The sequence below is a fragment of the Sphingomonas sp. NPDC092440 genome, assembly GCF_044754985.1.
Lineage (GTDB): Bacteria > Pseudomonadota > Alphaproteobacteria > Sphingomonadales > Sphingomonadaceae > Sphingomonas.
The window spans coordinates 334,540-356,490 of sequence record NZ_JBIVQA010000006.1; the positions used below are offsets into that span (position 1 = coordinate 334,540).

General features: G+C 68.3%; 23 protein-coding genes. 18 read left to right on the forward strand and 5 right to left on the reverse strand.

What is annotated here, in order from left to right; genetic code table 11:
* Positions 1 to 22: 22 nt before the first annotated feature.
* From flgC to flhB, 5 genes are read left to right on the forward strand one after another with little or no spacing between them, the layout of a single operon-like run.
* Positions 23 to 430 (forward strand): flagellar basal body rod protein FlgC, encoded by a 408-nt coding sequence (gene flgC / locus ACIQCS_RS12825; RefSeq protein WP_086130153.1) that lies wholly within the window; start codon positions 23 to 25, stop codon positions 428 to 430.
* Positions 431 to 442: 12 nt separating this feature from the next.
* The gene (locus ACIQCS_RS12830; protein ID WP_086130152.1) at positions 443 to 757 is read left to right on the forward strand and encodes a flagellar hook-basal body complex protein FliE; all 315 of its coding nucleotides are present in this window, start codon (positions 443 to 445) and stop codon (positions 755 to 757) included.
* Positions 758 to 762: 5 nt separating this feature from the next.
* On the forward strand, positions 763 to 1,029 hold the full coding sequence (locus tag ACIQCS_RS12835) for a flagellar biosynthetic protein FliQ (RefSeq protein ID WP_280278752.1): 267 nt from the start codon (positions 763 to 765) through the stop codon (positions 1,027 to 1,029).
* Complete coding sequence (gene fliR, locus ACIQCS_RS12840) at positions 1,026 to 1,784, forward strand: flagellar biosynthetic protein FliR (RefSeq protein WP_280278753.1); 759 nt, start codon at positions 1,026 to 1,028, stop codon at positions 1,782 to 1,784. The genes ACIQCS_RS12835 and fliR overlap by 4 nt, the downstream gene beginning before the upstream one ends.
* Positions 1,784 to 2,854 carry a flagellar biosynthesis protein FlhB gene (gene flhB / locus ACIQCS_RS12845; RefSeq protein WP_345847846.1) on the forward strand — a complete coding sequence of 357 codons (1,071 nt, stop codon included), beginning with the start codon at positions 1,784 to 1,786 and terminating at the stop codon, positions 2,852 to 2,854. The genes fliR and flhB overlap by 1 nt, the downstream gene beginning before the upstream one ends.
* Before the next feature lie 31 nt (positions 2,855 to 2,885).
* Here flhB and ACIQCS_RS12850 read toward each other — a convergent pair whose 3' ends face one another.
* The 3 genes from ACIQCS_RS12850 to ACIQCS_RS12860 form a co-directional block, all read right to left on the reverse strand.
* Positions 2,886 to 4,187: an outer membrane protein transport protein gene (locus ACIQCS_RS12850; RefSeq protein WP_345847848.1), complete on the reverse strand. Its 1,302-nt coding sequence runs from the start codon at positions 4,185 to 4,187 to the stop codon at positions 2,886 to 2,888.
* A 49-nt stretch (positions 4,188 to 4,236) separates the two neighbouring features.
* Positions 4,237 to 4,650 (reverse strand): DUF2147 domain-containing protein, encoded by a 414-nt coding sequence (locus ACIQCS_RS12855; protein ID WP_345847849.1) that lies wholly within the window; start codon positions 4,648 to 4,650, stop codon positions 4,237 to 4,239.
* A 183-nt stretch (positions 4,651 to 4,833) separates the two neighbouring features.
* Positions 4,834 to 5,262 carry a flagellar assembly protein FliX gene (locus tag ACIQCS_RS12860; RefSeq protein WP_345847851.1) on the reverse strand — a complete coding sequence of 143 codons (429 nt, stop codon included), beginning with the start codon at positions 5,260 to 5,262 and terminating at the stop codon, positions 4,834 to 4,836.
* 82 nt (positions 5,263 to 5,344) lie between these two features.
* Between ACIQCS_RS12860 and ACIQCS_RS12865 the strand changes: the two genes are divergently transcribed.
* From ACIQCS_RS12865 to ACIQCS_RS12880, 4 genes are all read left to right on the forward strand, one after another.
* Positions 5,345 to 6,448, forward strand: a complete 1,104-nt coding sequence (locus ACIQCS_RS12865; RefSeq protein ID WP_401531031.1) for a flagellar basal body P-ring protein FlgI — start codon at positions 5,345 to 5,347, stop codon at positions 6,446 to 6,448.
* Positions 6,448 to 6,750, forward strand: a complete 303-nt coding sequence (locus ACIQCS_RS12870; RefSeq protein WP_345847854.1) for a rod-binding protein — start codon at positions 6,448 to 6,450, stop codon at positions 6,748 to 6,750. Before ACIQCS_RS12865 ends, ACIQCS_RS12870 begins: the two co-directional genes overlap by 1 nt.
* Complete coding sequence (locus ACIQCS_RS12875) at positions 6,751 to 7,176, forward strand: flagellar protein FlgN (protein ID WP_345847855.1); 426 nt, start codon at positions 6,751 to 6,753, stop codon at positions 7,174 to 7,176.
* Between the two features lie 204 nt (positions 7,177 to 7,380).
* The gene (locus ACIQCS_RS12880) at positions 7,381 to 8,190 is read left to right on the forward strand and encodes a hypothetical protein (RefSeq protein ID WP_345847857.1); all 810 of its coding nucleotides are present in this window, start codon (positions 7,381 to 7,383) and stop codon (positions 8,188 to 8,190) included.
* Between the two features lie 119 nt (positions 8,191 to 8,309).
* Here ACIQCS_RS12880 and ACIQCS_RS12885 read toward each other — a convergent pair whose 3' ends face one another.
* Positions 8,310 to 8,726 (reverse strand): flagellar basal body protein, encoded by a 417-nt coding sequence (locus ACIQCS_RS12885; protein ID WP_086130142.1) that lies wholly within the window; start codon positions 8,724 to 8,726, stop codon positions 8,310 to 8,312.
* 2 nt (positions 8,727 to 8,728) lie between these two features.
* Positions 8,729 to 11,479, reverse strand: coding sequence for a hypothetical protein (locus ACIQCS_RS12890; RefSeq protein ID WP_345847859.1), 2,751 nt, complete (start codon positions 11,477 to 11,479; stop codon positions 8,729 to 8,731).
* A 129-nt stretch (positions 11,480 to 11,608) separates the two neighbouring features.
* Here ACIQCS_RS12890 and ACIQCS_RS12895 point away from each other — a divergent pair, with 129 nt between their 5' ends.
* From ACIQCS_RS12895 to ACIQCS_RS12935, 9 genes are all read left to right on the forward strand, one after another.
* Positions 11,609 to 12,643: a flagellar motor switch protein FliG gene (locus ACIQCS_RS12895; RefSeq protein WP_345847861.1), complete on the forward strand. Its 1,035-nt coding sequence runs from the start codon at positions 11,609 to 11,611 to the stop codon at positions 12,641 to 12,643.
* 12 nt (positions 12,644 to 12,655) lie between these two features.
* Positions 12,656 to 13,318 (forward strand): FliH/SctL family protein, encoded by a 663-nt coding sequence (locus tag ACIQCS_RS12900; protein ID WP_345847862.1) that lies wholly within the window; start codon positions 12,656 to 12,658, stop codon positions 13,316 to 13,318.
* Between the two features lie 232 nt (positions 13,319 to 13,550).
* Complete coding sequence (fliF, locus tag ACIQCS_RS12905) at positions 13,551 to 15,158, forward strand: flagellar basal-body MS-ring/collar protein FliF (protein WP_345847863.1); 1,608 nt, start codon at positions 13,551 to 13,553, stop codon at positions 15,156 to 15,158.
* A gap of 10 nt (positions 15,159 to 15,168) precedes the next feature.
* Positions 15,169 to 15,519 (forward strand): flagellar motor switch protein FliN, encoded by a 351-nt coding sequence (gene fliN, locus ACIQCS_RS12910; protein WP_345847864.1) that lies wholly within the window; start codon positions 15,169 to 15,171, stop codon positions 15,517 to 15,519.
* A 17-nt stretch (positions 15,520 to 15,536) separates the two neighbouring features.
* Positions 15,537 to 16,859 (forward strand): sigma-54 dependent transcriptional regulator, encoded by a 1,323-nt coding sequence (locus ACIQCS_RS12915; protein WP_345847865.1) that lies wholly within the window; start codon positions 15,537 to 15,539, stop codon positions 16,857 to 16,859.
* Positions 16,856 to 17,014, forward strand: coding sequence for a hypothetical protein (locus ACIQCS_RS12920; protein ID WP_345847867.1), 159 nt, complete (start codon positions 16,856 to 16,858; stop codon positions 17,012 to 17,014). Before ACIQCS_RS12915 ends, ACIQCS_RS12920 begins: the two co-directional genes overlap by 4 nt.
* A complete protein-coding gene (gene flhA, locus ACIQCS_RS12925) occupies positions 17,014 to 19,095 on the forward strand; it encodes a flagellar biosynthesis protein FlhA (RefSeq protein WP_345847868.1) in 2,082 nt (693 codons plus the stop codon). Before ACIQCS_RS12920 ends, flhA begins: the two co-directional genes overlap by 1 nt.
* A gap of 74 nt (positions 19,096 to 19,169) precedes the next feature.
* On the forward strand, positions 19,170 to 20,582 hold the full coding sequence (locus tag ACIQCS_RS12930) for a flagellar hook-length control protein FliK (protein WP_345847869.1): 1,413 nt from the start codon (positions 19,170 to 19,172) through the stop codon (positions 20,580 to 20,582).
* Between the two features lie 11 nt (positions 20,583 to 20,593).
* Positions 20,594 to 21,316 (forward strand): flagellar hook capping FlgD N-terminal domain-containing protein, encoded by a 723-nt coding sequence (locus tag ACIQCS_RS12935; protein ID WP_345847871.1) that lies wholly within the window; start codon positions 20,594 to 20,596, stop codon positions 21,314 to 21,316.
* The last annotated feature ends 635 nt before the right edge of the window (positions 21,317 to 21,951 follow it).

The following is a 21,951-nucleotide window of genomic DNA, read 5'->3' on the forward strand; positions in this document are numbered from 1 at the left end:
GGGCCTGCGTGGAAGGACGATCATGGACCTCAAGACCTCGCTCGGCATCTCCGCCTCGGGCCTGCGCGCGCAATCGCTGCGCATGCGCGTGATCGCGGAAAATCTGGCGAACCAGGACTCGGTGGCGGATACGCCGGGCGGCAATCCCTATCGCCGCCGCGTCGCCAGCTTCCAGTCCGAGGTCGACCGCTCGACCGGCGGCCTGGGCGTCAAGGTCAAGGCCATCGAGAACGACAAGTCGGACTTCGTGAAGGTCTACCAGCCCGGCCATCCGGCCGCGGACAAGGACGGCTATGTTATGAAGCCCAACGTCAACGGCCTGATCGAGACGGCCGACATGAAGGCGGCGCAGCGCAGCTACGAAGCCAATCTCAATGCCATCGAGGCCGCCAAGAGCCTGACGATGCGCACCATCGACCTCCTCAAGTAAAGGATACCCAGAATGTCCATCGGAGCACTTGATGCGATGTCGGCCTATGGCCGCGTCGCCGGCCTTGGCGGCAACAGCAAGACGGACCCGATCAAGACCGGCGGCAGCGCCGGCGGCTTCGGCGCGATGGTCGAGGACATGGTCACCGGCACCGCCGACCAGCTGCGCACGGCCGAGAAGGCCTCGGCCCAGCAGGTCGCCGGCAAGGGCGACCTGATCGACGTCGTCACCGCGATCGGCGCGGCCGAGACCGCGCTCGACACCATGGTCGCCGTGCGCGACCGCGTGGTGAACGCCTATTCCGACATCATGCGGATGCAGATCTAGGCGCGATGCTGCCGTCGCAGGTCCTCGCACTGGCGCAGAGCGCGCTGATGCTGGTGCTCACCATCGCGGGTCCGCTGCTGCTGACCTCGCTGATCGTGGGCACCATCATCGGCCTGCTCCAGGCGCTGACGCAGATCCAGGAAACCACGCTCACCTTCGTGCCCAAGCTGCTCGCCATGGGGCTGGTGCTGCTGCTGATGCTGCCCACGATCGGACAGGCGCTGAACGATTTCATGACGAGGATCGGCAGCCTGATCGTGACCGCCGGATGACGCTGCCCCCCGACCTGGCGCTGCAGGCATCGGCCTTCTTCATCGTCTTCGCCCGGGTGGGCGCGGTGCTGATGCTGCTGCCCGTGTTCGGTGACGACGCGATCCCCGGCCGCATCCGGCTGATGATCGCCTTCGCGCTGTCGGCGGCGATGTACGGCCTGGTCGGCGCCCCGGCCCGCGTGGCGGTGGAAGCCGGGGCGGCGCTGCCCGCGGTGCTCGTTGCCGAGCTGATGACGGGCCTGGCCATGGGCATGATCGTCAAGATCCTGTTCTTCGCCGTCGCCATGGCGGGTTCGGTGATCTCAACCCAGATCGGCCTCTCCTCCGCGGTGATCTTCGATCCCGCGCAGAGCAGCGCGGCGCCGCAGCTCTCCAAGTTCGTCGCCATGGCCGCCGCGCTGGTGTGCATGGGCATGCAGGTCCATCACCTGTGGCTGGGCGCGATCGTGCACAGCTATCAGAGCTTCCCGGTCGGCGGGCTGCCGCCGGCGCATGATTTCGCCATGCTCGCGGTCGAGGCCATCGGCCGCTCGATGACGCTGGGGCTGAGCCTGGCCGCGCCCCTGCTCATCTACGGCATCGTCTTCAACGTCGCGCTCGGCCTGGCGGCGCGCGTCGCCCCGGCGATCCAGGTCTTCTTCATCGCCCAGCCGCTCAACCTGCTGCTCGGCATCAGCCTCACCGCCGCCACGCTCGGCACCATGCTCACCTTCTTCGCCCGCGCCATGGGCGATGCGATGCAGGGAGGCTGGTGATGTCCGGCGACACCGACCAGGACGACAAGACTCACGATCCGACGGACAAGAAGCTCGAGGACGCACGCGCGAAAGGCGATGTGCCGATGGCGCCCGAGATGCGCCACGCGGCGATCTTCGTCGGCATGCTCGTGGTGATGGGCGGCCTGGGCACCTACACGCTGCAGATGATGGGCACGCTGTTCGTGCGCCTGTGGGGCAGCGCCGACGATTTCCGGATGGAGCCGCAGGGCGCCGAGAGCTTCGTGACCGGCGTGATGCGCGCCAGCGCCTTCGCGCTGCTGCCGATCCTGGGCACGCTGTTCGGCATCGCGCTGCTGGGTGGCATACTTCAGGGCCGGCCGATGCTCAGCTGGAGCCGGGTGAAGCCCAAATGGTCGAAGCTCAATCCCGCGAGCGGCGCCAAGCGCATGTTCGGCAAGCAGGCGATGATGGAGTTCGCCAAGACGCTGGCCAAGCTCTGCCTGGTCGGCGGCGTGGCGGCGTATCTGGCCTGGCCCCATGCCGCCACGATCGATGCCATGGTGGGCGCAGACCTGCAGCAGGTGGGCAGCGCCACGCACGGCATCGTCTATTCGATGCTCCGCCCGATCGCGATGCTGGTGGGCGCGCTCGCCCTGTTCGACTTCGTCTGGCAGCGTCGCACGTTCCTGCAACGGATGCGCATGAGCCTCCAGGAGATCAAGGACGAGCACAAGCAGAGCGAGGGCGATCCCCACATCAAGGCGAAGGTCCGCCAGATCCAGATGCAGCGCTCGCGCGGCCGCATGATGCAGAACGTGCCCAAGGCCAGCGTGGTGATCACCAACCCGACCCATTATGCCGTGGCGCTGCACTATGACCATGGCCAGATGGCGGCGCCGGTGGTGGTCGCCAAGGGCGTCGACGGGATCGCGCTCAAGATCCGCGAGATCGCGGGCGAGCATGGCATCCCGCTGGTCGAGAACCGCCCCCTCGCCCGCGCGCTCTATGCCAGCGCCGAGATCGATCGCCCGATCCCGGTGGAGCATTATGCCGCGGTCGCCGAAGTGATCAGCTATGTGCTGAAGATCGCGAAGAAGCGGCGCTGAGCGCCCCTTCCCCGCGATACTTCGGAGTTCCTCAGAACTTCAGGCGCGCGCCCGCCGAAAGCACGATGGCATGGGCGTCGCGCAGCTCGCCGTCGGTGAGGATCGGCGTCTGCGCGGCGGTGCCCGCATAGGCGGCGGTCACCCGGTCGATCGGCGCGTCGGCAAAGGTGACATAATTGGCGGCCAGGTCGAACGAGAGCTTCTTGTTCGCCGCGAGGCTGCCGCCCACGCCGAAGTTCCAGCGGTTCGAATCCGGCACCCGGGCATCGCGCTCGCCGTCCTGGGTCGGCGTGATCGCGCGCTGGACGCCGGCGCGCAGCGTCACCTTGGGCGACAGGGCATAGTCGACGCCGCCGGCATAGCTCCAGCTGGTGCGGTAGTTCTCGGGGATCGCCTGGTTGACCGGCGCGCCCAGGCGGATCGCGTCGAACTTGTCCCAGCCATAGCGGATCACCTGCGCGTTCAGGGTCAGCTTGTCGGTGGCCGCGAAACGCGCGCCGACGATCGCCTGGGACGGGGTGTAGAACTTCGCCTCCACGCCCGAGAGCTGCATGTTCGACGTGGCGAGCGGGCCCACCAGGCCGGAGACGGTGAGGTCGCCCTTCAGCGTGTGCTCGATCGCCGACTTGTAGCTGAGGCCCAGGGTGAAGCGGCGCGAGTGCAGCTGCACGCCGGCCGTCCAGCCGAGATCCCAGCCGTCGCCCTTCAGCTCCTGGTGCCCGTCGGGCAGCACCGCCGCCAGATTGGGCAGCGCGTTGCTGAGGCTGGCATCGGTATATTCGATGTTCAGCCCGGCGCCGACGCGCAGCCAGTCGGTCACCGCCACGCCGATGCTGGGCTGGATGTCGATCGTGCGCAGCTTCGTCCGGTCGGCGCTGTAGCGCGCCCAGCTGTCCGCCGGATAATCGGTGGTGAAGCTGTAGGGCGAAGTGATCGACACGCCGAGCGCGATGCGGTCGTTCAGCGGCACGGCGATCGCGCCCGAGGGGAGCACGCCGTTGTTGATCGGATTGCGGGTGACGCCGTTGCCGCCCACCGGCGCGGGCGGCTGGCCCGGGCGGACGATCAGCGTGCCGCTGTCGGCAACCTCGCCGCGCGGCAGGATGACCGAGGCGGAGATCGTCGCGTCGCCGCTATCGATGCCGCCGATCGCGGCGGGGTTCCACCAGATCGACGCGGCGCCGGTATCGGCGGCCTCGCCCGAAAAGGCACGGCCGGCCGCGCGGGCCGATTGTTCCTGGAGATAGAAGGCCTGGGCCTGGGCAGCCTGGGAGAAGCCGAGCAGCGCGGTCAGCGCGCTGCCGGCGGCCAGCGAATATTTGAAGGGGGACATCGGGGTAATCCTTGTACGCGTACGGATACTGAGAACTCGGAAACGCGTGTCAGCGCACGCGGGTCCAGGTCTGGGTGCGGCAGAAGGGCTTGAACACGCAGCCGCGCAGATTGAGCTGGTCGTTGCCGGTCATGGTGATCTCGGCGCTATAGGTCTTGCCGTCCTCGGCATTGTAGATCTTGCCGCCATACCAGCCGCCATTCTGCGCGCTGAAGCCGGACAGGATCTGCAGGCCCATCAGCTTGCGCGTGCGCAGCGCCGCATTGCCGTTGTTGCTGTCGGGCAGGTTCGGATTGGTGCGCAACTTGTCCGACCCGACGATCTTGCCACAGATCGACGCGCCGCACCGGGTGATCTCGACGATACCGTTGTGAACGGGGGTCTTCCAGCGGCCGACCACGGCATCGGCGGGCTGGAGCGCGGGGGCCGCCGCGACGGCAAGCCCCATCAGCAAAGCCAACATAGGCATACTCTCCTCGAGGGGACTCCATGCCGCGCTCTGCCGGCCAGTCATGGAAGGAACGGCATCGCCCTTTCGAACGCGAAACCGGTGGCGCCTCCCTAGGTTCCAAAGATCCGGTATGCAATTGCGTTCGGATTTGAAACTGAAAAGCCGAGGATGCCGTAGCGGAATGAGGCGCGCGGATCAGGCCTTGAGATCGAGCTTGGCCAGCTCGACTCGGACGCGCAGCTCGATATCGGAGAGGATCGCGGCGAGCGCGGGATCGTCGGTGCGCTCGAAAGTCTCGGACCATTCGACGATCGCCTGGAGCCGCGCCGGGCTGACCACCCCGGCGACCAGCTCGCGGTGGAGCTGGTCGAGCATGTCGATGCCGCGCTGGGCATCGACCGCCTGCTTGCGGCGGCGCTCGATCGTCGGATCGGCGGCGGCGAGCGTGACGAGCATGGCGACCGAGGGGTTGAGCGCCTGGGTGGTTCCCGCGCCCGCTCCCGGGGGCAGGGGCGCCGGTGCCGCGGTGGCTTCCCCCTCGCCCACCGAGAAGCCGGGCGCGGCCTTGGGCAGCGCCGCCATCAGGCTGTGCAGCAAGGGTGCCTGCAGGTTCTCGATCCGCACGAAAACTCGTCCTCCGGGCCCGCATGGCCCTTCTTCTATCCTATAAGAGAATTATCGGAAATTTTCCACTTCCAGGGGTTATATGCTGCGCTTCGCCGCTCCCATGATCGCCCTGCTGCTGAGCCTGGGCCTCGCACCAACCGCCATGGCCCAGACGCGGATCAAGGACGTCGTCAACGTCGAGAACGTCCGCGACAACCAGCTGGTGGGCTATGGCCTGGTCGTCGGCCTGGCCGGCACGGGCGATCGCCTGCGCAACACGCCGTTCACCGAGGAATCGATGCAGGCCATGCTCGAGCGCATGGGCGTGAACATCCGCGGGACCGAGATGAAGACGCAGAACGTCGCCGCCGTCTCGATCACCGCGACGATGCCGCCCTTTGCCCGCTCGGGCTCGCGGATCGACGTCCAGGTCTCGGCGCTGGGCGACGCGACCAGCCTGCAGGGCGGAACGCTGATCGTCTCGTCGCTGCGCGGCCTCGATGGCGAGATCTATGCGGTGGCGCAGGGCAATGTCGCGGTCTCCGGCTTCAAGGGCCAGGGTGCCGCCGCCAGCGTGAGCCGGGGCGTGACCACCTCCGCCCGCATCGCCGGCGGCGCGATCATCGAGCGCGAGGTGCCCTATTCGCTCCTCTCGGCCAATGGCCTGAAGCTGGCGCTCAAGAACCCCGACTTCGCCACCGCCGACCGCATCGCCGGCGCGATCAACTCGAAATATCCGGGCAGCGCCGCGGTGCTGGACCCGGCGACGGTGCAGCTCACGGCAGGTTCGAACTTCGTCGGCAACGTGATCGACCTGGTCACCCGCATCGGCGAGCTGTCGGTCAAGGTCGATCAGCCGGCGCGCGTGGTGATCAACGAAGCCTCGGGCACGGTGGTGATGAACGCCGACGTGCGGATCACGCCGGTGGCGATCGCCCAGGGCGGCCTGACCATCACCGTGACCGAGAGCCCGCAGGTCTCGCAGCCGGCACCATTCTCGAACGGCCAGACCACGGTGGTGCCGCGCACCAACGTGCAGGTGAACGACGGCAACGGCGCCAGCCTGGCGATGGTCGACGGCGCCAGCCTGCAGACGCTGGTGAGCGGGCTCAACACGCTGGGCGTCTCCCCGCGCGACCTGATCACGATCCTTCAGGCGATCAAGAGCGCCGGCGCCCTCCAGGCCGATATCGAGGTGCAGTGATGCGCGACGTGACTTCCCCCACCGGGCCGCAGGTCCCGGCCACGACGAACAATCCGAAGCTCGACGCCAAGAACCGCGAGACCGCGAAGAATTTCGAGGCGGTGTTCCTCGGCCAGATGACCCAGCTCATGCTCGAGAGCGTGCAGCAGGGCGACGGGGAATTCTCCGGCGGGCACGGCGAGGAAATGTTCCGCGGCATCCTGGCCGAGAAGCTGGGCAACGCGATCGCCAATCGCGGCGGCATCGGCCTGGCGCCGGTGGTGCTCGACCAGATCATCAAGCTCCAACAGGGTAACAAGTAAATGACCGAGCAGCTCATCGACGCGATGGTGTCCCTCACCCACATCATGGAAGAGGAGAGCGATCGGCTGGGCCGGGGCCCCTATTTCCCCGAACTGCCCGAGATCGCCCAGGCCAAGCTGCGCCTCACCGGCCGGATCGAGGCCGAAGTGGCGCGGATGAAGCGCGAGGCGCCCGACGACTGGGCCGAACGGCTCGATCCCGAAGCGCGGGAAACGCTGGCCGAGGCCAGCCGCGGCCTGCGCGACGCCTCGGCCGTGAATGCCCGGATCCTGGCGCGCCAGATCGAGCTTTCGGTCGAGATGATGGGCGCGATCGCCGCCGAGGCCCAGCGCCTGACGGGCAGCCGCAGCATGACCTATGGCGCCTGTGGCGGCCTGGGCGGAATGGACGCCCCGGCGCCGATCTCGATCAACGCGCGGCTCTGAAATCTCCTGCGCTGCGCCGCTATTGCGCGGCGCGGAAGTTTCCGAAGTTTGCACTATGGGACGGATGCGGAGTCCGGCGTTCGCCGGGATGGCGGCCCGCCCCTTCCCGGCCACGCTTGCGCAGCTGATCGCCGATGCCCTTGCCGAGCACCATACCGGCCGGCAGAACGACGTCGGACCGGTGGGGAGGGAGCGTACGCAGTCATGTGGCTGAAGCTTGTCGGCATCGCGATGGCGGGACTGAGTGTGCCGGCCGCAAGCGCGCAGGATAGCGGCACCAGCCGCCGGGCGCCGGAGCGGGTGAACACGACGATATCCGCTGCATGCAGCGGCAGTATCGTCGCGCTGCAGTATCGGAATGGCTATCGCGGCAATCCCTCGAAGTTCCTGGCCCTGACGGTGGATGGAAGGGCTGTCCCCGGTGCCCGCAACATCGTCCAGAGCATTGCGCGATCACGAGAGATATACACCGCGGAGGTCATGTACTGCTCCAGGGATCGAAAATCCGTGAATGCCGATATCGTCATCAATTTCTCGCGCGATGCATCCGCGAGCATCCGGCTGCCAAGCGTCAGTGTTTTTCACTTGAAGAACAATGCACTGACACATGAGAAGGGCGCTGCGGAACTCGCTTCCGCAGAAGAGGCGATTTCGACATCCGATGCCGTCGATTTGATGAGCGTCGATCCGCGATTGTCCTTTCGCACCAATCTGGATCCGGCCGACCTGGGATCGGTTGCCAAGCACGTTCGGATATCGTCCGTAGATCGCGCGAAATGGGCCACGATCTCCCAAGCGGTGCGCGGGCTATCCCCCAGAAAAACAACGTCGATATTGCCGGATGTCAGGATCGGCCTGGTATTTTACCGCCATGGCGCGCCCATTTTTTCACTTTTCTCCGAGAAACCCGGTGGCTCTTCGGAAAGGGTCCCCGCTTACCTGAACGGCGGGAAGGTCGATATCGCCACCTCCGCCCTCGACAAGCTGCTGTCGCTCGCTTCCAGGCACGAGTGACATGACGGCATCCAGGGGCGTCCGTGTCGCGCAGCCGCCGCATCAAGGCCGCGCAACAAAGGAAAAGGGCCCGCGATCCGCTCGCGGGCCCTTTCGCCTTCATCCATCGAAGCGGGCAGTTACCCGCCCTTCCCCACGGCCGTCTTCAGCATGCTCAGCTGCTTCCGATACAGGTTGGTCATCGCAGTGAAATCCGCCTGGACCTGGCCGAGCTTGAGCAGCTGGTCTTCCAGCGTGACGTTGTTGCCGTCGGGCTTGGTCTCGCTGATGTCCTTGTCGAGCACGATGCCGGCGCCGGCCGGCTGGATCGCGCCCAGGCCCTTCATGCCGGCGGTCAGCTCGACGCGCGGCTTGGCGACCCGGATGCTGCCGCTGCTGGCGCTACCGAGCAGATCCGAGAAATCGGCATCCTCCACCATGCGCGCCTTGAAACCCGGCGTCTCGCTGTTGGCGATATTCTGGGCGATCACGCGCTGGCGATCGGAGAGCGTCTCCATCTGGCGGCGGATGCCGGAGAGGATCGGGGGCATGTCCATGATCAGAATCCGTAGGTGGAGGGCGTGGAGCTGTTGAGACGGGCAAGCGCCGCCTGATAATTTGCCAGCTGGGCGTTCACGATCGCCGTGCTTTCCTTGCCGGTCGCGGCGTTCTTCTTGCTGCCGTCGATCATCTTCGCCTTGGTGTCGTCCCAGTAGAGCGAGCGATAGGCGGTCTGCGACATCGAGATCGCGTCCTTGATCTTGCCGAGCGCGGTCTTGGCCATGTCCGCCGTGGACAGGCTGAGCCCCTCGCCCAGATCCAGGCCGAAGCTGCCGCCCGGGCGCACCTTGGGCGCGTTGCTCGATACCGGCGCCTGGGTCGCGATGCGCTGCGGCTCCATGCCGAGCTTAGCGAGCGCGTCGCTGTCGCCGGTGCCGGCGAGCAGCTGCAACTGATGCCCCGACTTCATGGTGATGCGCAGCTGCTGGACGCCGTCGACCGCAGTGGCGGTGACGGTCGCCTTGGACGCGCCGAGCATGCCCTGCATGCGCGTGGCGATCGACTGGAGCGTGTCGTCGGCCAGGATGGTGAGCTTGCGGACCGCGCCGTCATCGGCCTTGAACGAGAAATAGTCGCCCGCCTTCAGCCCGGTCTGCGTCGTCACCTTGCTCGAGGCGACGGCGTTGATCGTGCCGCGCCCATAGCCGAGCGCCGAGACCGCGCTGGCGCCGCCCGTGTCGGCGGCGATGCGGACCGGCTCGGTGCGCAGCAGCGCCTGGCCGAACTGGGTGGTATTCTGCACCGTGCCGGTCGCGGCGTCGATCCGCGCGACGAAGCCATCGGTCGGGCCGCGGCGAGTGGCCGCCAGGTCGCCGGTGGTGCGGCCGCCGGCATAGAGCTCGCCGTTCATGAAGGCGATGCTGTCCACCTGATCGTCCGCCGCGGAGCCGAGATAGGTGGTGCTGGCGTTCGTCAGGCCGGCATCGATCCGCGTGACGAAGCCGTCGCGATTGCCGCTGATGCCGTTGACCTGGCTGCCCGCAAGCGCGGCCGAGGTCGCGCCGCCCACTGCGATCGTGCCGTCGTCGGCGATGGCGATGACGCGGGCATCGGCGGTGCCGAGAGCGAGGCTGCCCAGGTCGGTGGCCAGCGAGCTGCCCTGGAGCTTGCGGAGCTCCGCATTGCCGTCATGCGAGACGAGCGCGAGGACATTGCCGTCATCGTCGATCGCGAGCGCGTTGACGCTGTCGCTGCCCGGCCCGGTGAGGGTGCGGCGCTCGGCGATCTTGCCGTTCGCGCCGATGCGCGCGACGAAGCCGTCATTGCCGGCGGCGATGCGCCCGCCGACATAGACCGAGCCGTCGGCGCCGACCGCGACCGCCTTGGCAACGTCGGTGCCGGCCGAGCGGACCACGGTGGAGAATTTCTCGTCGCCGTTCGCGGCATATTTGGCGACGACCATGTCGCCATCGGTGGAGGCGCCACCGAAGCTGCCGGTGACCGTGCCGGCAACGACGATGCTGCCGTCGGGACCCAGGCTCACCGCCGCGCCGGTCGACGAGCCGGTGGCGCCGAGGCTGCGCTGCCACACGACATTGCCGGCGCCGTCCACCTTGGTGAGGAACAGGTTGTTGTCGCCGTCCGACAGATTGGCGCCGAGATCGCCCTTGGTGGTGCCGACGATATAGCTGTTGCCCTGCGCATCGGTGACCACCGCGGCGGCATCGGTATTGGCGTAGACGTTGCTGGTCGACGTCTTGACGGTCTTCACCTTGCCATCGAGATCGGTCGTGGTCGTGGTGATCGTCGTCGTCTTGCCGGCCGCCACGTTCTGCGCGGTCGCCTGGCGATCGAGCGCCTGGATCGTGCCCATCGCCACGCGCATATTGTCGCCCGCGGGATCGTCGAAGCGGAAGAGCTGGGTGGAGCTCGGCGCGTCGAGCGCGGTCTGGCCGGTGGCGACGACCAGCGCGTCCTTGGCATTGGTCTGGTCGAGCGTGACTTGCTCGATGCCGGTGGGGTTCGAAAGGGTGAAGCCCCATTTCCCCCCCTCGTTGGTCACCTTGAAGGTCGACTTCCAGCGCGGCACGGCATTGCCGCTGGCGTCGAGCTGGGGCGCGCCATTGGTGTCGAGATTGGGGATCGTGGCGATCGCGGCGTTGAACTGCGCCGCGACGGAATCGAGCGTGGGCGGCTGCGCGCCCTGCGACAGGTCGACGGTGACCGTCTGCGCCGCGACGCCGGGCTTGCTCAGCGTGATCGCGAACTGCTCGGTGCCGGTAAGGCCGGGGATCGCGTCACTGCGCGTCTTGACCAGCGGCTTGCCCTCGGTCTCGTAGACGCTGGTGGCGACCAGCTTGTTCGAAGTGACGCTGGACGCCGGCTTGCCATAGGCGAGCTTCACCAGGTCCGACGGCGCGGTGCTGAGATAGGATTGGAGATCGTCCAGACCCTTGAGGAAGGTCTTCTGCAGCTGAGCGCGCTGCGCGTCGGACGTGGTCTTGGCGCTCGCGGTCTCGGCGAGCACGCGCAGCTTGTCGAGCGCCTGATAGGCAGTGAAGCTGGTCTGCACGTCCTTGGGCAGGAAGGTGCCGTTGCCGTCGGTGGTGGCGGGCGTGATGATCGAGCGCAGCGCGGTGATCGCGGCGACCTGGCTGGAGTTGACCGGCAGCGCGGTGCCGCTCTTCCACGGCGCGACGGTGGCCGCGGTGGTGAACTGCGCCTTGGCCGCGCGCACGGCCTTGCTCTCATAGGCGATCGGCGAGACCGCCGAAGTCATGGTCGAGCTCGATCCCGTCAGGATGCTCAAGCCGATCAGGTTTCCAGATAAATTAACCATCTTCGCGATCCGCCCTGCCTGCCTTGCTCCTATAATAGAGGGAAAGCGGCCCCTGCCCGTGTGCGCGGCCGCAATTTTTCGCGAGGGAAACGAAAAAGCATGTCCGTGATGGCGCCGATCGCAGAACCGCCCGAACTGAAGCGCTACAGCGGCGCACAGCGCGCCGCCGCCCTGATGCTGGCGCTGGGCAAGGATCATGGCGCGCCGATCTGGGAACAGCTCTCCACCGACGAAGTGAAGGAGCTGTCGTCGACCATCGCCGGCCTGGGCCGCATCCCGGCCCAGGTGGTGGAGCATCTGCTCGTCCAGTTCACCAGCGAAGTCGCCTCGATGGCGACGCTGCACGGCAGCTACGAGACCACCGAGCGCCTGCTCACCGGCATCCTGCCGGGCGACAAGGTGAAGGAGATCATGGAGGACATCCGCGGTCCTTCCGGCCGCACGATGTGGGACAAGCTCTCCAATGTCAGCGAGTCCGTGCTCGCCGGCGCGCTGAAGCACGAATATCCGCAGACCGTGGCGGTGATCCTCTCCAAGCTGCGCCCCGACCATGCCGCGCGCGTGCTCTCCGAACTGCCGCGCGACTTCTCGGTCGACGTGATCATGCGCATGCTGCGCATGGAGACGGTGCAGAAGGACGTGATCAACCAGGTCGAGCAGACGCTGAAGACCGAGTTCATGACCAACCTCTCGCGCTCGCAGAAGCGCGATCCGCACGAGGCGATGGCCGAGCTGTTCAACTCGCTCGACCGCTCGACCGAGGAAGCGATGCTCACCGCGCTCGACAACCGCGCGCCGGACAGCGCCGAGCGGATCCGCGCGCTGATGTTCACCTTCGAGGATCTGGGCAACCTGCTGCCGCCGGCGATCTCGTCGATCGTCCGCAATGCCGACAAGCGCCAGATGGCGCTGGCGCTGAAGGGCGCGCCGGACAGCCTGAAGCAGCTGTTCTTCGGCGCGATGACCGAGCGCGCCTCGAAGCTGCTGCGCGAGGACATGGCGGGCATGGGCCCGGTGCGCGCCCGCGATTGCGAGGAGGCCCAGTCGGCGCTGGTGCGCCTGGCCAAGGACCTGGCGGACCGCGGCGAGATCCTGCTCGTCGACCCCAAGTCCGACGACGCGATGATCATCTAGAGGACATTGCCGATGAGCATGCACGCCCATGTCCATGTCGAGCGCTTCGGCTTCGACCGCATCTTCGCCGTGCCGCCCGGCCGCAGCGCGCCGATCGGCCCCGACGCCGCGCTCGAGGTGGCGACGCTGCGCGCCGAGCTGGCGCTGCTCAGGTCCGAGCAGGAATCCGCCCTCGCCCTCGCCCGCGCCCAGGGCTATGAGGCCGGGCTGGCCCAGGCGCGCGCCGAGCGTGAGGTCGCGCTGCTGAGCGCCGTCGACGCGCTCCAGGCCGGCATCGAAGTGATCGACGCGCAGTTCACCGAAGTCTCCGAGCGGGTGACCGGCGAAGCGGCCGAGATCGCACTCGCCGCCGCCGACATGATCGCGGGCCGCGCGCTCGAAACGGCGCCGGGCGCCGCGATCGACGAAGCGATCGGCCGGGCGCTCGGCCAGGTCGCACGCGGCACCGAGCTGCTGGTGCGCGTCCACCCGGACCTGCTGGAAGACATCGAGGGCCGCATTGCCGACCGCCAGTCGCGCGACCGCCGCAAGCTGAACCTTATCGTGGTGCCCGACGCCGATATCCCGGTGGGCGATGCCCGCATCGGCTGGGAGGAAGGCGGCCTGGCGCTCGATGCCGCCGCGCGGCGCGAAGCAGTGCTGACCGAGCTCGAGACGCTGCTCAAGGCGGCATAGGGCCTCCCGACCGAATATCCGTCATCCCGGCGAAAGCCGGGATCTCAGGCGGCAGGCGTTCGGCTTGCGGCACGAGATCCCGGCTTTCGCCGGGATGACGCTTCTGAGGAAAAGCGAGCGGGTAGAACCCACTAGGCAAAAATTTCCCCCGGCAAAAACTGCCGCCTCCCCCGCCCCTCTATAATGATCGCAAGGGGCATCCGCCCCGCCAGTTCCATCGAACGGGGCGACATTGGAAGCGATCAAGAACCTGGTGGGCCAGATCGGCCCCAAGCGGCTGATGCTGATGGGGGGAGTGGCGCTCGGGCTGCTCGCCGCCCTCGCCTTCGTCGCCACGCGCGGCTCGAACCAGAGCATGGGTTTCCTCTATACCGACCTCGATCCCTCGGCCGCTTCCGCGATCTCCGAGAAGCTCAAGGCGCAGAACGTCGCCTTCCAGCTTTCGGCCGACGGCACTTCGATCATGGCGCCGCAGGACAAGCTGGCCGAGCTCCGCATGAGCCTGGCCGGCGAGAAGCTGGGCGGCAAGATCGGCTATGAGGTGCTCGACCAGGAGCAGCCCTTCGGCGTCTCCGCCAGCCGCGCCAAGATGAACGAGACGCGTGCGATCGAGGGCGAGCTGGCCAAGTCGATCCAGACCATCCAGAACGTCACCGGCGCGCGGGTCCACATCGTGATGCCCGAGCGCGCCATGTTCGCCGAGGAGAGCCGCAAGGCGACCGCGGCCGTCACCGTGAAGACGCGCGGCCGCATCCCGAGCGAGACGGTGGCCTCGATCCGCTACCTCGTCTCCTCCTCGGTGCCCGAGCTTTCGCCCGATGCCGTCTCGGTCGTCGACCAGACCGGCGCGCTGCTCGCCCGGGCCGGCGATCCCAGCACGGCCAGCGCCGGCGATGCCGACCAGCGCCAGCAGGCCGTGGAAGGCAAGCTGCGCGACGAGATCGAATCGCTGCTCGAGCCGATCGTCGGCCAGGGCAAGGTCCGCGCCGAAGTCTCCGCCCAGATCGACCGCGACCAGTCGCGCGAGGAATCGCACGTCTTCGATCCCGACAAGCAGGTGATCGCCCGCCAGGTGAGCGTGGAGACCGGCGAGCAGAACCGCGAGACCGATGTCGGCGCGCAGACCGCCTCGGTCGGCAACCAGCTGCCCGCCGCGCAGACCGCCGCGGCCAACACCCCGGGCGCCTCGCGCCAGTCGGGCAGCAACCAGAATTCGGAAGACACGACCTACGACAACAGCTCGACCAGGACGGTCACCGTCCGCACTCCGGGCAAGGTGACGCGCCTGAGCGTCGCGGTGATGGTCGATGGCGGCGACAAGGGCCTGCCCCAGCCGCAGATCGACCGGCTGCAGCGCCTGGTCGAGAATGCCGTGGGCGCCGACACCCAGCGCGGCGACAGCGTCGTCGTCGAGAGCATGAAGTTCAACACCGGCGAAGCCCCCGCCGACGCCACGACCAGCTTCCTCTCGTCGCTGCCGATGGACCGGATCTGGGGCCTGCTCCAGCTGGTGGTGATCGGCGCGGTCGGCCTGCTCGCGCTGCGCATGCTGAAGCCCAAGCCCGCTCCCGCCTCGGAGATGGCGGAGGCTCCGGTCGCGCTGCCCACCCATTCGCCCGAGATGCTCGCACTCGCCGAGCGCGCCGCCGACGGCGACGTGGAGGCGATGGCCCAACTCGAAGCCATGACGCCGTCCGACGTGCCGCAGCTCGATCAGGAGATCGCGCTCGCCCAGGTCGACGGCCGCATCAAACTCTCCGCGCTCAAGCGCATCGGGGACGCGATCGCCGCCAGCCCGCCCGAGGCGGCCTCGGTGATCCGTCAGTGGATGAACGCATAGGATCAGACCCATGGATACCGAACCCCACGACATCATTCCCACCGATCCCGCGATCGACCAGCCCGCGCCCGTGCTCGAGGATTTCGACAACCAGGGCGGCGCCGAGCCCCATCATGGCGGCGAAGGCCTGGAAGCCGTCCATGACGTTCCGGTGCGGGTGCAGGCAGTGCTGGGCCGCGCCCGCATGCCGATCGGCGAGCTGCTGCACCTGGGTGCCGGCACCGTGGTCGAGCTCGACCGGCGCGTCGGCGAGCCGGTGGACATCTTCGTCAACGACCGGCTGATCGCTCGCGGCGAAGTCGTGCTGATCGACAATGCCCTCGGCGTGACTCTCACCGAGATCGTCCGGGCCGAGCCTTGACGATGGGACCGATCCGGATGTTGCTGATCGGCGCGCCGGGCAGCGAGTTCCGCCGCGCGGCGGAACTGGCACAGGGCGCCGGCGCGGAGGTCACCATGGCCGATGCCCCTGCCCCCGCGCTGGAAGCGCTGCGCGAGCAGGGCGCCGATCTCGTGATGATCGACGTGCTGGAGGATGTGGTGGGCTTTCTGGGCGACCTGCGCCGCGAGCGCTTCGTCGTGCCCGTGCTGGCCTGCGGAATATCCGCCCCCGCCGAGCGGGCGGTGGCGGCGATCCGTGCCGGCGCCCGCGACTATGTGCCCCTCCCCCCGCAGCGCGAGCTGATCGCGGCGGCCATCGCCTCGGTGGTGGAGCGCCAGGCGCAGGTGCCCATTGGCGGCCATCCGGTGCTCGATCGCGCCATGGCGCTCGCCGCCGCCGTCGCGCCGAGCGGCGCCCCCGTGCTCGTCCTGGGCGGCAAGGGCAGCGGCAAGGAGATGATGGCGCGCCAGATCCACCGGCTCTCCGGCCGGCCCGATCCGATCGTCTCGGTCGAATGTGCCGGCGTTGCCGCCGATGTGCTCGAATCCGAGCTGTTCGGGCACGAGGCGGGTGCCTTTCCCGGTGCTGCGGCGCGCCGGGTCGGCCGGCTCGAAAGCGTCCGGGGCGGCACGATCTTCCTGCGCGAAGTGGGGGCGCTCGCGCCCGCCACCCAGGCCCGGCTGCTCGCCGCGCTGATCGAAAAGCGCTTCGGCCGCCTGGGCGGCGAAGCCGAGGTGCCCTTCACCGCGCGGCTGATCGCCTCGACCAGCATGGACCTGGAGGCCGCGGTGGCGGCGGGCAGCTTCCGCGAGGACCTCCTCGTGCGGCTGAGCCTGGCACGCATCGCAGTGCCGCCGCTCGCCGAGCATGACGACGATATCGCCGCGCTGGCCGGGCACTTCATTGCCCAGTTCGCCCGGGGAGACGGGCTCGTCCCGCGCCCGCTCTCGGAAGACGCGATCGCGGTGCTGCGCGCCTATGGCTGGCCCGGCAACATCCGCGAACTGAAGGAATGCATCCACCGCGCCGCGCTGCTGGCCCATGGCCCGCAGATCGAGGCCGAGGACCTCACCCGCGCCGACGGGTCGTCGCTCGCGGCGCTGGTCTCGCTGCCGGGCCCCGACGGGCGGATCGAGGTCGACGGCCTGATCGGGCGCACGGTGGAAGAAGTGGAGCGCGAGCTGATCCTGGGCACGCTCGAGCGCTGCCACGGCAACCGCACCTCCGCCTCGAACATCCTCGGCATCTCGGTGCGCACGATGCGCAACAAGCTGCGCACCTTCATCGAGGGCGGCATCACCGTGCCGCCCGCCGCATGAACGCCTACCCGCTCTTCGCCGTCCAGCGCCTGCGCCTGCCGCAGGCGGAGGCCGAGATGCCTGAGAGCAGGCCCGCCGCGGCGCTCTGCCACCGCTTCACGCTGGGCCAGAGCGGCCCGGCGCCCGCCAAGGCCGTTTGGAAAGCACGACCCTGATGCCCCCTGCGATCCTGAACTTCCTGAACAAGCTCGGCCTCAACCGCGACATCGCGCTCGCGGGCGGCGTGGTCGCGATCATCGCGATGCTGATCCTGCCGATCCCCGGCTGGCTGCTCGACCTGGGCCTGGCGCTGTCGATCACTGTGTCGGTGATGATCCTGATGACCGCATTGTTCATCGAGAAACCGCTCGAGCTCAGCGCCTTTCCGACGATCCTGCTGGTGGCGACGATGCTGCGGCTGGGCCTCAACCTCGCCTCGACGCGCCTGATCCTCACCCATGGGCATGAGGGGCCCGACGCCGCCGGCGGCGTGATCGGGGCGTTCGGCGAGTTCCTGATGGGCGGCGAGGTCATTATCGGCCTCACCATCTTCATCATCCTGATCGTCATCAACTTCGTCGTCATCACCAAGGGCGCCGGGCGCATCGCCGAAGTCGCGGCGCGCTTCAGCCTCGATTCCATGCCCGGCAAGCAGATGGCGATCGACGCCGACCTTTCCGCCGGCATGATCAACGAGGACCAGGCCAAGGCCCGCCGCGCCGAAGTGGAGGCCGAGAGCGGCTTCTACGGCGCGATGGACGGCGCCTCGAAATTCGTGAAGGGCGATGCGATCGCCGGCCTGCTGATCACCGCGGTGAACATCATCGTCGGCCTGACCATCGGCGTCGTCTCGCACGGCGTGCCGATCGGCGAGGCCTTCCACACCTATACGACCCTGACTGCCGGCGACGGCCTGGTCAGCCAGATCCCGGCGCTGATCATCTCGATCGCCGCGGGCCTGCTCGTCTCCAAGGGCGGCGTGAAGGGGAAGACCGGCGCGGCGCTGGGCGACCAGCTGGGCCGCTATCCCAAGGCCTTCGGCATGGTCTCGGTCCTGATGGGCGCGCTGGCGATCATGCCGGGCATGCCCTTCCTGCCCTTCGCCATCTTCTCGGCCGCATCGGGCTTCGCCGCCTGGCGGATGAGCAGGAACGCCGCCGCCAAGGCCGCGCTGGAAAAAGCCGTGGCCGCGCAGGAACAGGCTCAGGCCGCCGTGGTCGAGCAGCCGATCTCGCAGACGCTGGCGATCGACGCGGTGCGCATCGAAATCGGCTATGCCCTGCTGCCGATGATCAACGACGAGCAGCGCGAGCCGCGCCTCGACGATCAGGTGCGCGCGCTGCGCCGCCAGATGGCGACCGATTTCGGCTTCGTGCTCCCCTCGGTCCGCATCATCGACAATATGGGCCTGAAGCCCAACGAATATGTCATCACGATCAAGGAGACCGAGGCGGCGCGCGGCGAGATCCGCGTCGACAAGCTGCTGATGATCAATCCGGGCGGCGGCCCGGCCGGCCTGCCCGGCGAGACGACCACCGAGCCGGTGTTCGGCCTCCCCGCCCTCTGGATCGATCGCGAGCTGCGCGACGAGGCCGGCTTCCGCGGGCTCACCGTGGTCGAGTGCGGCACGATCATCACCACCCATCTGACCGAGCTGGTGAAGGAGAATATCGCCGACCTGCTCTCCTATGCGGAAACGCAGAAGCTGCTGACCGAAGTCCACAAGGATTCGGAGAAGCTGGTCGCCGACATCATCCCGGCCAAGGTCTCGATCTCGAGCGTGCAGCGCATCCTGCAGAACCTGCTGGGCGAAGGCATCTCGATCCGCGACGTGCCGACGATCCTGGAAGGCATCGCCGAGGCGGCGCCGCTGACCAGCAACCTGACCCAGATGACCGAGCATGTCCGCTCGCGCCTGGCCCGGCAGATCAGCGCGTCGCAGGTGCGCGGCGAGGCGATCCCGGTGGTGACGCTGTCGCCCGAATGGGACCAGGAGTTCGCCGAGAGCATCCTGGGCCAGGGCGACGAGCGCCAGCTGGCGATGGCGCCGTCCTCGCTCCATCGGTTCATCGCGCATGTCCGCGAGACCTATGACCGGCTGGCGCAGGACGGCGAGATCCCGTGCATGCTGACCAGCCCCGCGATCCGCCCGTTCGTCCGCTCGATCATCGAGCGCGTGCGGCCGGCCACGGTGGTGCTCTCCCAGAACGAGATCCACGCCCGTGCCCGCATCCGCGCGCTGGGCACGATCGGCTGAGCACGGACCGTTTCACCGGCGAACATCCTATAATGAAGAATGCGGGCTCCGATGCCCGCCCATGAGGCGCGTGCATGCAGATAAACACTATCGGATTTCCCGCGGGTCTCCTCGGTGCAGGGAGCGCCGATCCCGTCGCCGGCATCGGCTTCGCGCAGATGCTCGGCGCGCCGGGCAATCCCGTCGCCGTCGGCACCGGCCTCGCGCCGCCACCGGCCGCCAATGACATGCTCGCGCCCGCCACGCCGCTGAACATGGCGCAGCTGCTCACCACCGCCGCGCCGGCGGCAGCCGCGGAAGCTCCGCCGGTCGAGGTGACACTGCCGCAGCCCGCCGCGCCGGCGGAAGCCCCGCCCGCCATGGGTGCGCAGCCCCCGGCGAGCACGCTACCGGCCGTGGTGGAAGATCCCGCCGCCATATCCGGCAAGCCGCCGCTGCCGGGCGCGGAGGCCAAGCCGGCCAAGCCGGCCAAACCGGCGGCGAATGCCCTGCCCGCACCCGCCGAACCCGCGATCGACACGCCTCCCACCCCGGCCGCCCAGACCGGCGAGCAAGCCCAGGCCGTGCAGCCGGAAGAGCCCAAAGCCCCGGTCAAGCGCGGCCCGCCCGTGACGAACACCGAGGACGAACTGCCGGCCGCCGATCCCGCGGCGGTCGCGGGCAATGCGCAGGCCGCCGAAATGGTCGCGGTCGCCATCGTCCAGGCACCCCCGCACCCCGAGCTCGCGGCCAGGCCACAGCCTGCGCCGACCCGCCAGATCGGCGAGAGCTCCTCCCCCGTGCGCAAGGCCGATGCCGTGCGCGGCGGCCAGGGCGCTGCGCAGGCCCCCGAGCCCTCGGCCGCCAGCGACAAGATCCAGGCCGCAACGCCAACGATCGCCGGCAAGCCGGGCGCCGGGAAGGACAACGCACAGGGCGACGATCGCGGCCAGGCACCGGCCTTCACGCTGCGCCACGACGCGCCGACGGCGCCGACGGCGCCGCATGGCGCTACCGACACGCCCCGCACCCAGGCGGCTCCCGCGATGGCCACGGCCGAGCCGGTGCTCGCGGCGCGCCCCGGCCATCTCGGCCAGGCGCTCGGCGTCGAGATCGCCCACAAGGTGGAGGCCGGCGAGGACATGCTGCGCGTGCGGCTGAGCCCGGACAGTCTCGGCAAGGTCGAAGTGACGCTGTCGTTCGACGATGCGGGCACGCTGCGCGCCACGGTGCGCGCGGACAGCGCCCATGCGCTCGACCTGCTCCGCCAGGACGCGCCCGATCTGGGCCGCGCGCTCGACCAGGCGGGCATCCGCGCCGACGCGCAGAGCTTCCGCTTCGAGAGCCGCACCGGGGACGGCAGCGCGCAGGCACAGCAGCAGCAACAGAACCAGAACCAGAACCAGAATTCCTCCGCCGGCCAGCACGCCGCCAGTGACGAACCCGATACGACCGACATCGCCTATCGCAGCATTCGCGGCGACGGGCAGGTCGATCTCCTCGCCTAGGAGCAACCAGCATGACCACCGTCAACAACACCACCAATACGCCGGCGACGAACGGCACGGCCAATGCATCGAGCACCGGCCTCAACGGCGACTTCACGATGTTCCTGAAGCTGCTGACCACCCAGATGCAGAACCAGGACCCGCTGAGCCCGATGGACACGGCCCAGTACACCCAGCAGCTGGTGCAATATTCGCAGGTCGAGCAGTCGATGGCGCAGACCAACACGCTCAAGTCGATCCTGTCGGCGCTGGGCACCCAGAACCTCACCCAGGCCTCGTCACTGATCGGCCGCGCGGTGGAAGTGGATTCGCCCATCGCCGGGCTCACTGCAACACAGGCGGCGCAGTGGAGCTGGAGCACGCCGCGCGACGCCGCCTCGGTGGTCGCCACGATCAGCGACGCTTCGGGCAAGGTCGTCGATACCCGCACCGTGCAGGTGACCGGCAACAGCGGCACGCTCGCCTGGGACGGCCTGACCTCGAACGGCCGCGAGATGCCGGCCGGCAAATATTCGCTGTCGCTCAAGGCGCTCGACAGTTCGGGCAATCAGTTGACCAGCACGGTCCACAACATCGGCACGGTCAGCGACGTGCAGCTCAGCAACGGCGCGGTGCTGGTGACCGTGAACGGCAACCAGGTCGAGGCGGGCAAGCTCATCCGCATCGGCGGGGCGAGTGCCGGAACCGGCACGGGCACGGGCACGGGCACGGGCAGCAGCGATAGCGGCGCATAGATTGGGGATTCTTATTCTTCTTTCGTCACCCCCGGCCTTGCGCCGGGGTCCCGCTGTTCCACCGCCGCAAGAAGAAGCCGGACCCCGGCGCAAGGCCGGGATGACGGTTGAAGAATTGGATCCTTGTTTGGATTCGCTCCCCCGCCCCCATCGATCCCAGGGGTTTTCCTGAGGTCCGAGCGTTTGGGGCGCCCCTTCCCCGCCTCTATAATGGAATCAGAGAGGCGGGCGGACGTATCGATCCCCTCGCGATCCGTCCGTCTCTCGGCGGCGCTCCGGCGCCTTGTTTTCCTTTCGCTTAACCGAGCGGGCCGGATCCTCCACCGGCCCGCTTTTTTCATGCGTCCGAGGCATGCCGGGGTGAAACCGGCCCCGGAAGCAGGAGGCCCTTGCCCCGCCCGGACAACTGCCCTGCGCCCCTGCACGGGCAGGGATCCATGCTGGCGGCCGGAGGGCGTGGAGCCGGGGCAGCGGCATCAGAACGGGGGCCGCCTTCACGGAAGGACAGCTATCGGGAATCCGCCGCCTCAAAGGATGAACGCCTAGGTTGAGGACTCATTTAAGCCACGCGGTGATAAGGGCTACGAGAGCGATGGCAGCGAGGTAGTTTGTGGCATGCCGGTCGTATCTGGTAG

Excerpts from the sequence above, each read along its gene's own strand:
- ACIQCS_RS12895 (WP_345847861.1), top strand. The coding sequence starts at position 11,609 with ATGTCCGTGATGGCGCCGATCGCAGAACCGCCCGAACTGAAGCGCTAC.
- ACIQCS_RS12900 (WP_345847862.1), top strand. The coding sequence starts at position 12,656 with ATGAGCATGCACGCCCATGTCCATGTCGAGCGCTTCGGCTTCGACCGC.
- flhB (WP_345847846.1), top strand. The coding sequence starts at position 1,784 with ATGTCCGGCGACACCGACCAGGACGACAAGACTCACGATCCGACGGAC.
- ACIQCS_RS12875 (WP_345847855.1), top strand. The coding sequence starts at position 6,751 with ATGACCGAGCAGCTCATCGACGCGATGGTGTCCCTCACCCACATCATG.
- ACIQCS_RS12915 (WP_345847865.1), top strand. The coding sequence starts at position 15,537 with ATGTTGCTGATCGGCGCGCCGGGCAGCGAGTTCCGCCGCGCGGCGGAA.
- flhA (WP_345847868.1), top strand. The coding sequence starts at position 17,014 with ATGCCCCCTGCGATCCTGAACTTCCTGAACAAGCTCGGCCTCAACCGC.
- ACIQCS_RS12850 (WP_345847848.1), bottom strand. The coding sequence starts at position 4,187 with ATGTCCCCCTTCAAATATTCGCTGGCCGCCGGCAGCGCGCTGACCGCG.
- ACIQCS_RS12880 (WP_345847857.1), top strand. The coding sequence starts at position 7,381 with ATGTGGCTGAAGCTTGTCGGCATCGCGATGGCGGGACTGAGTGTGCCG.
- ACIQCS_RS12935 (WP_345847871.1), top strand. The coding sequence starts at position 20,594 with ATGACCACCGTCAACAACACCACCAATACGCCGGCGACGAACGGCACG.
- fliN (WP_345847864.1), top strand. The coding sequence starts at position 15,169 with ATGGATACCGAACCCCACGACATCATTCCCACCGATCCCGCGATCGAC.
- ACIQCS_RS12865 (WP_401531031.1), top strand. The coding sequence starts at position 5,345 with ATGCTGCGCTTCGCCGCTCCCATGATCGCCCTGCTGCTGAGCCTGGGC.
- ACIQCS_RS12855 (WP_345847849.1), bottom strand. The coding sequence starts at position 4,650 with ATGTTGGCTTTGCTGATGGGGCTTGCCGTCGCGGCGGCCCCCGCGCTC.
- ACIQCS_RS12870 (WP_345847854.1), top strand. The coding sequence starts at position 6,448 with ATGCGCGACGTGACTTCCCCCACCGGGCCGCAGGTCCCGGCCACGACG.
- ACIQCS_RS12885 (WP_086130142.1), bottom strand. The coding sequence starts at position 8,726 with ATGGACATGCCCCCGATCCTCTCCGGCATCCGCCGCCAGATGGAGACG.
- fliR (WP_280278753.1), top strand. The coding sequence starts at position 1,026 with ATGACGCTGCCCCCCGACCTGGCGCTGCAGGCATCGGCCTTCTTCATC.
- flgC (WP_086130153.1), top strand. The coding sequence starts at position 23 with ATGGACCTCAAGACCTCGCTCGGCATCTCCGCCTCGGGCCTGCGCGCG.
- ACIQCS_RS12830 (WP_086130152.1), top strand. The coding sequence starts at position 443 with ATGTCCATCGGAGCACTTGATGCGATGTCGGCCTATGGCCGCGTCGCC.
- ACIQCS_RS12920 (WP_345847867.1), top strand. The coding sequence starts at position 16,856 with ATGAACGCCTACCCGCTCTTCGCCGTCCAGCGCCTGCGCCTGCCGCAG.
- ACIQCS_RS12930 (WP_345847869.1), top strand. The coding sequence starts at position 19,170 with ATGCAGATAAACACTATCGGATTTCCCGCGGGTCTCCTCGGTGCAGGG.
- ACIQCS_RS12835 (WP_280278752.1), top strand. The coding sequence starts at position 763 with ATGCTGCCGTCGCAGGTCCTCGCACTGGCGCAGAGCGCGCTGATGCTG.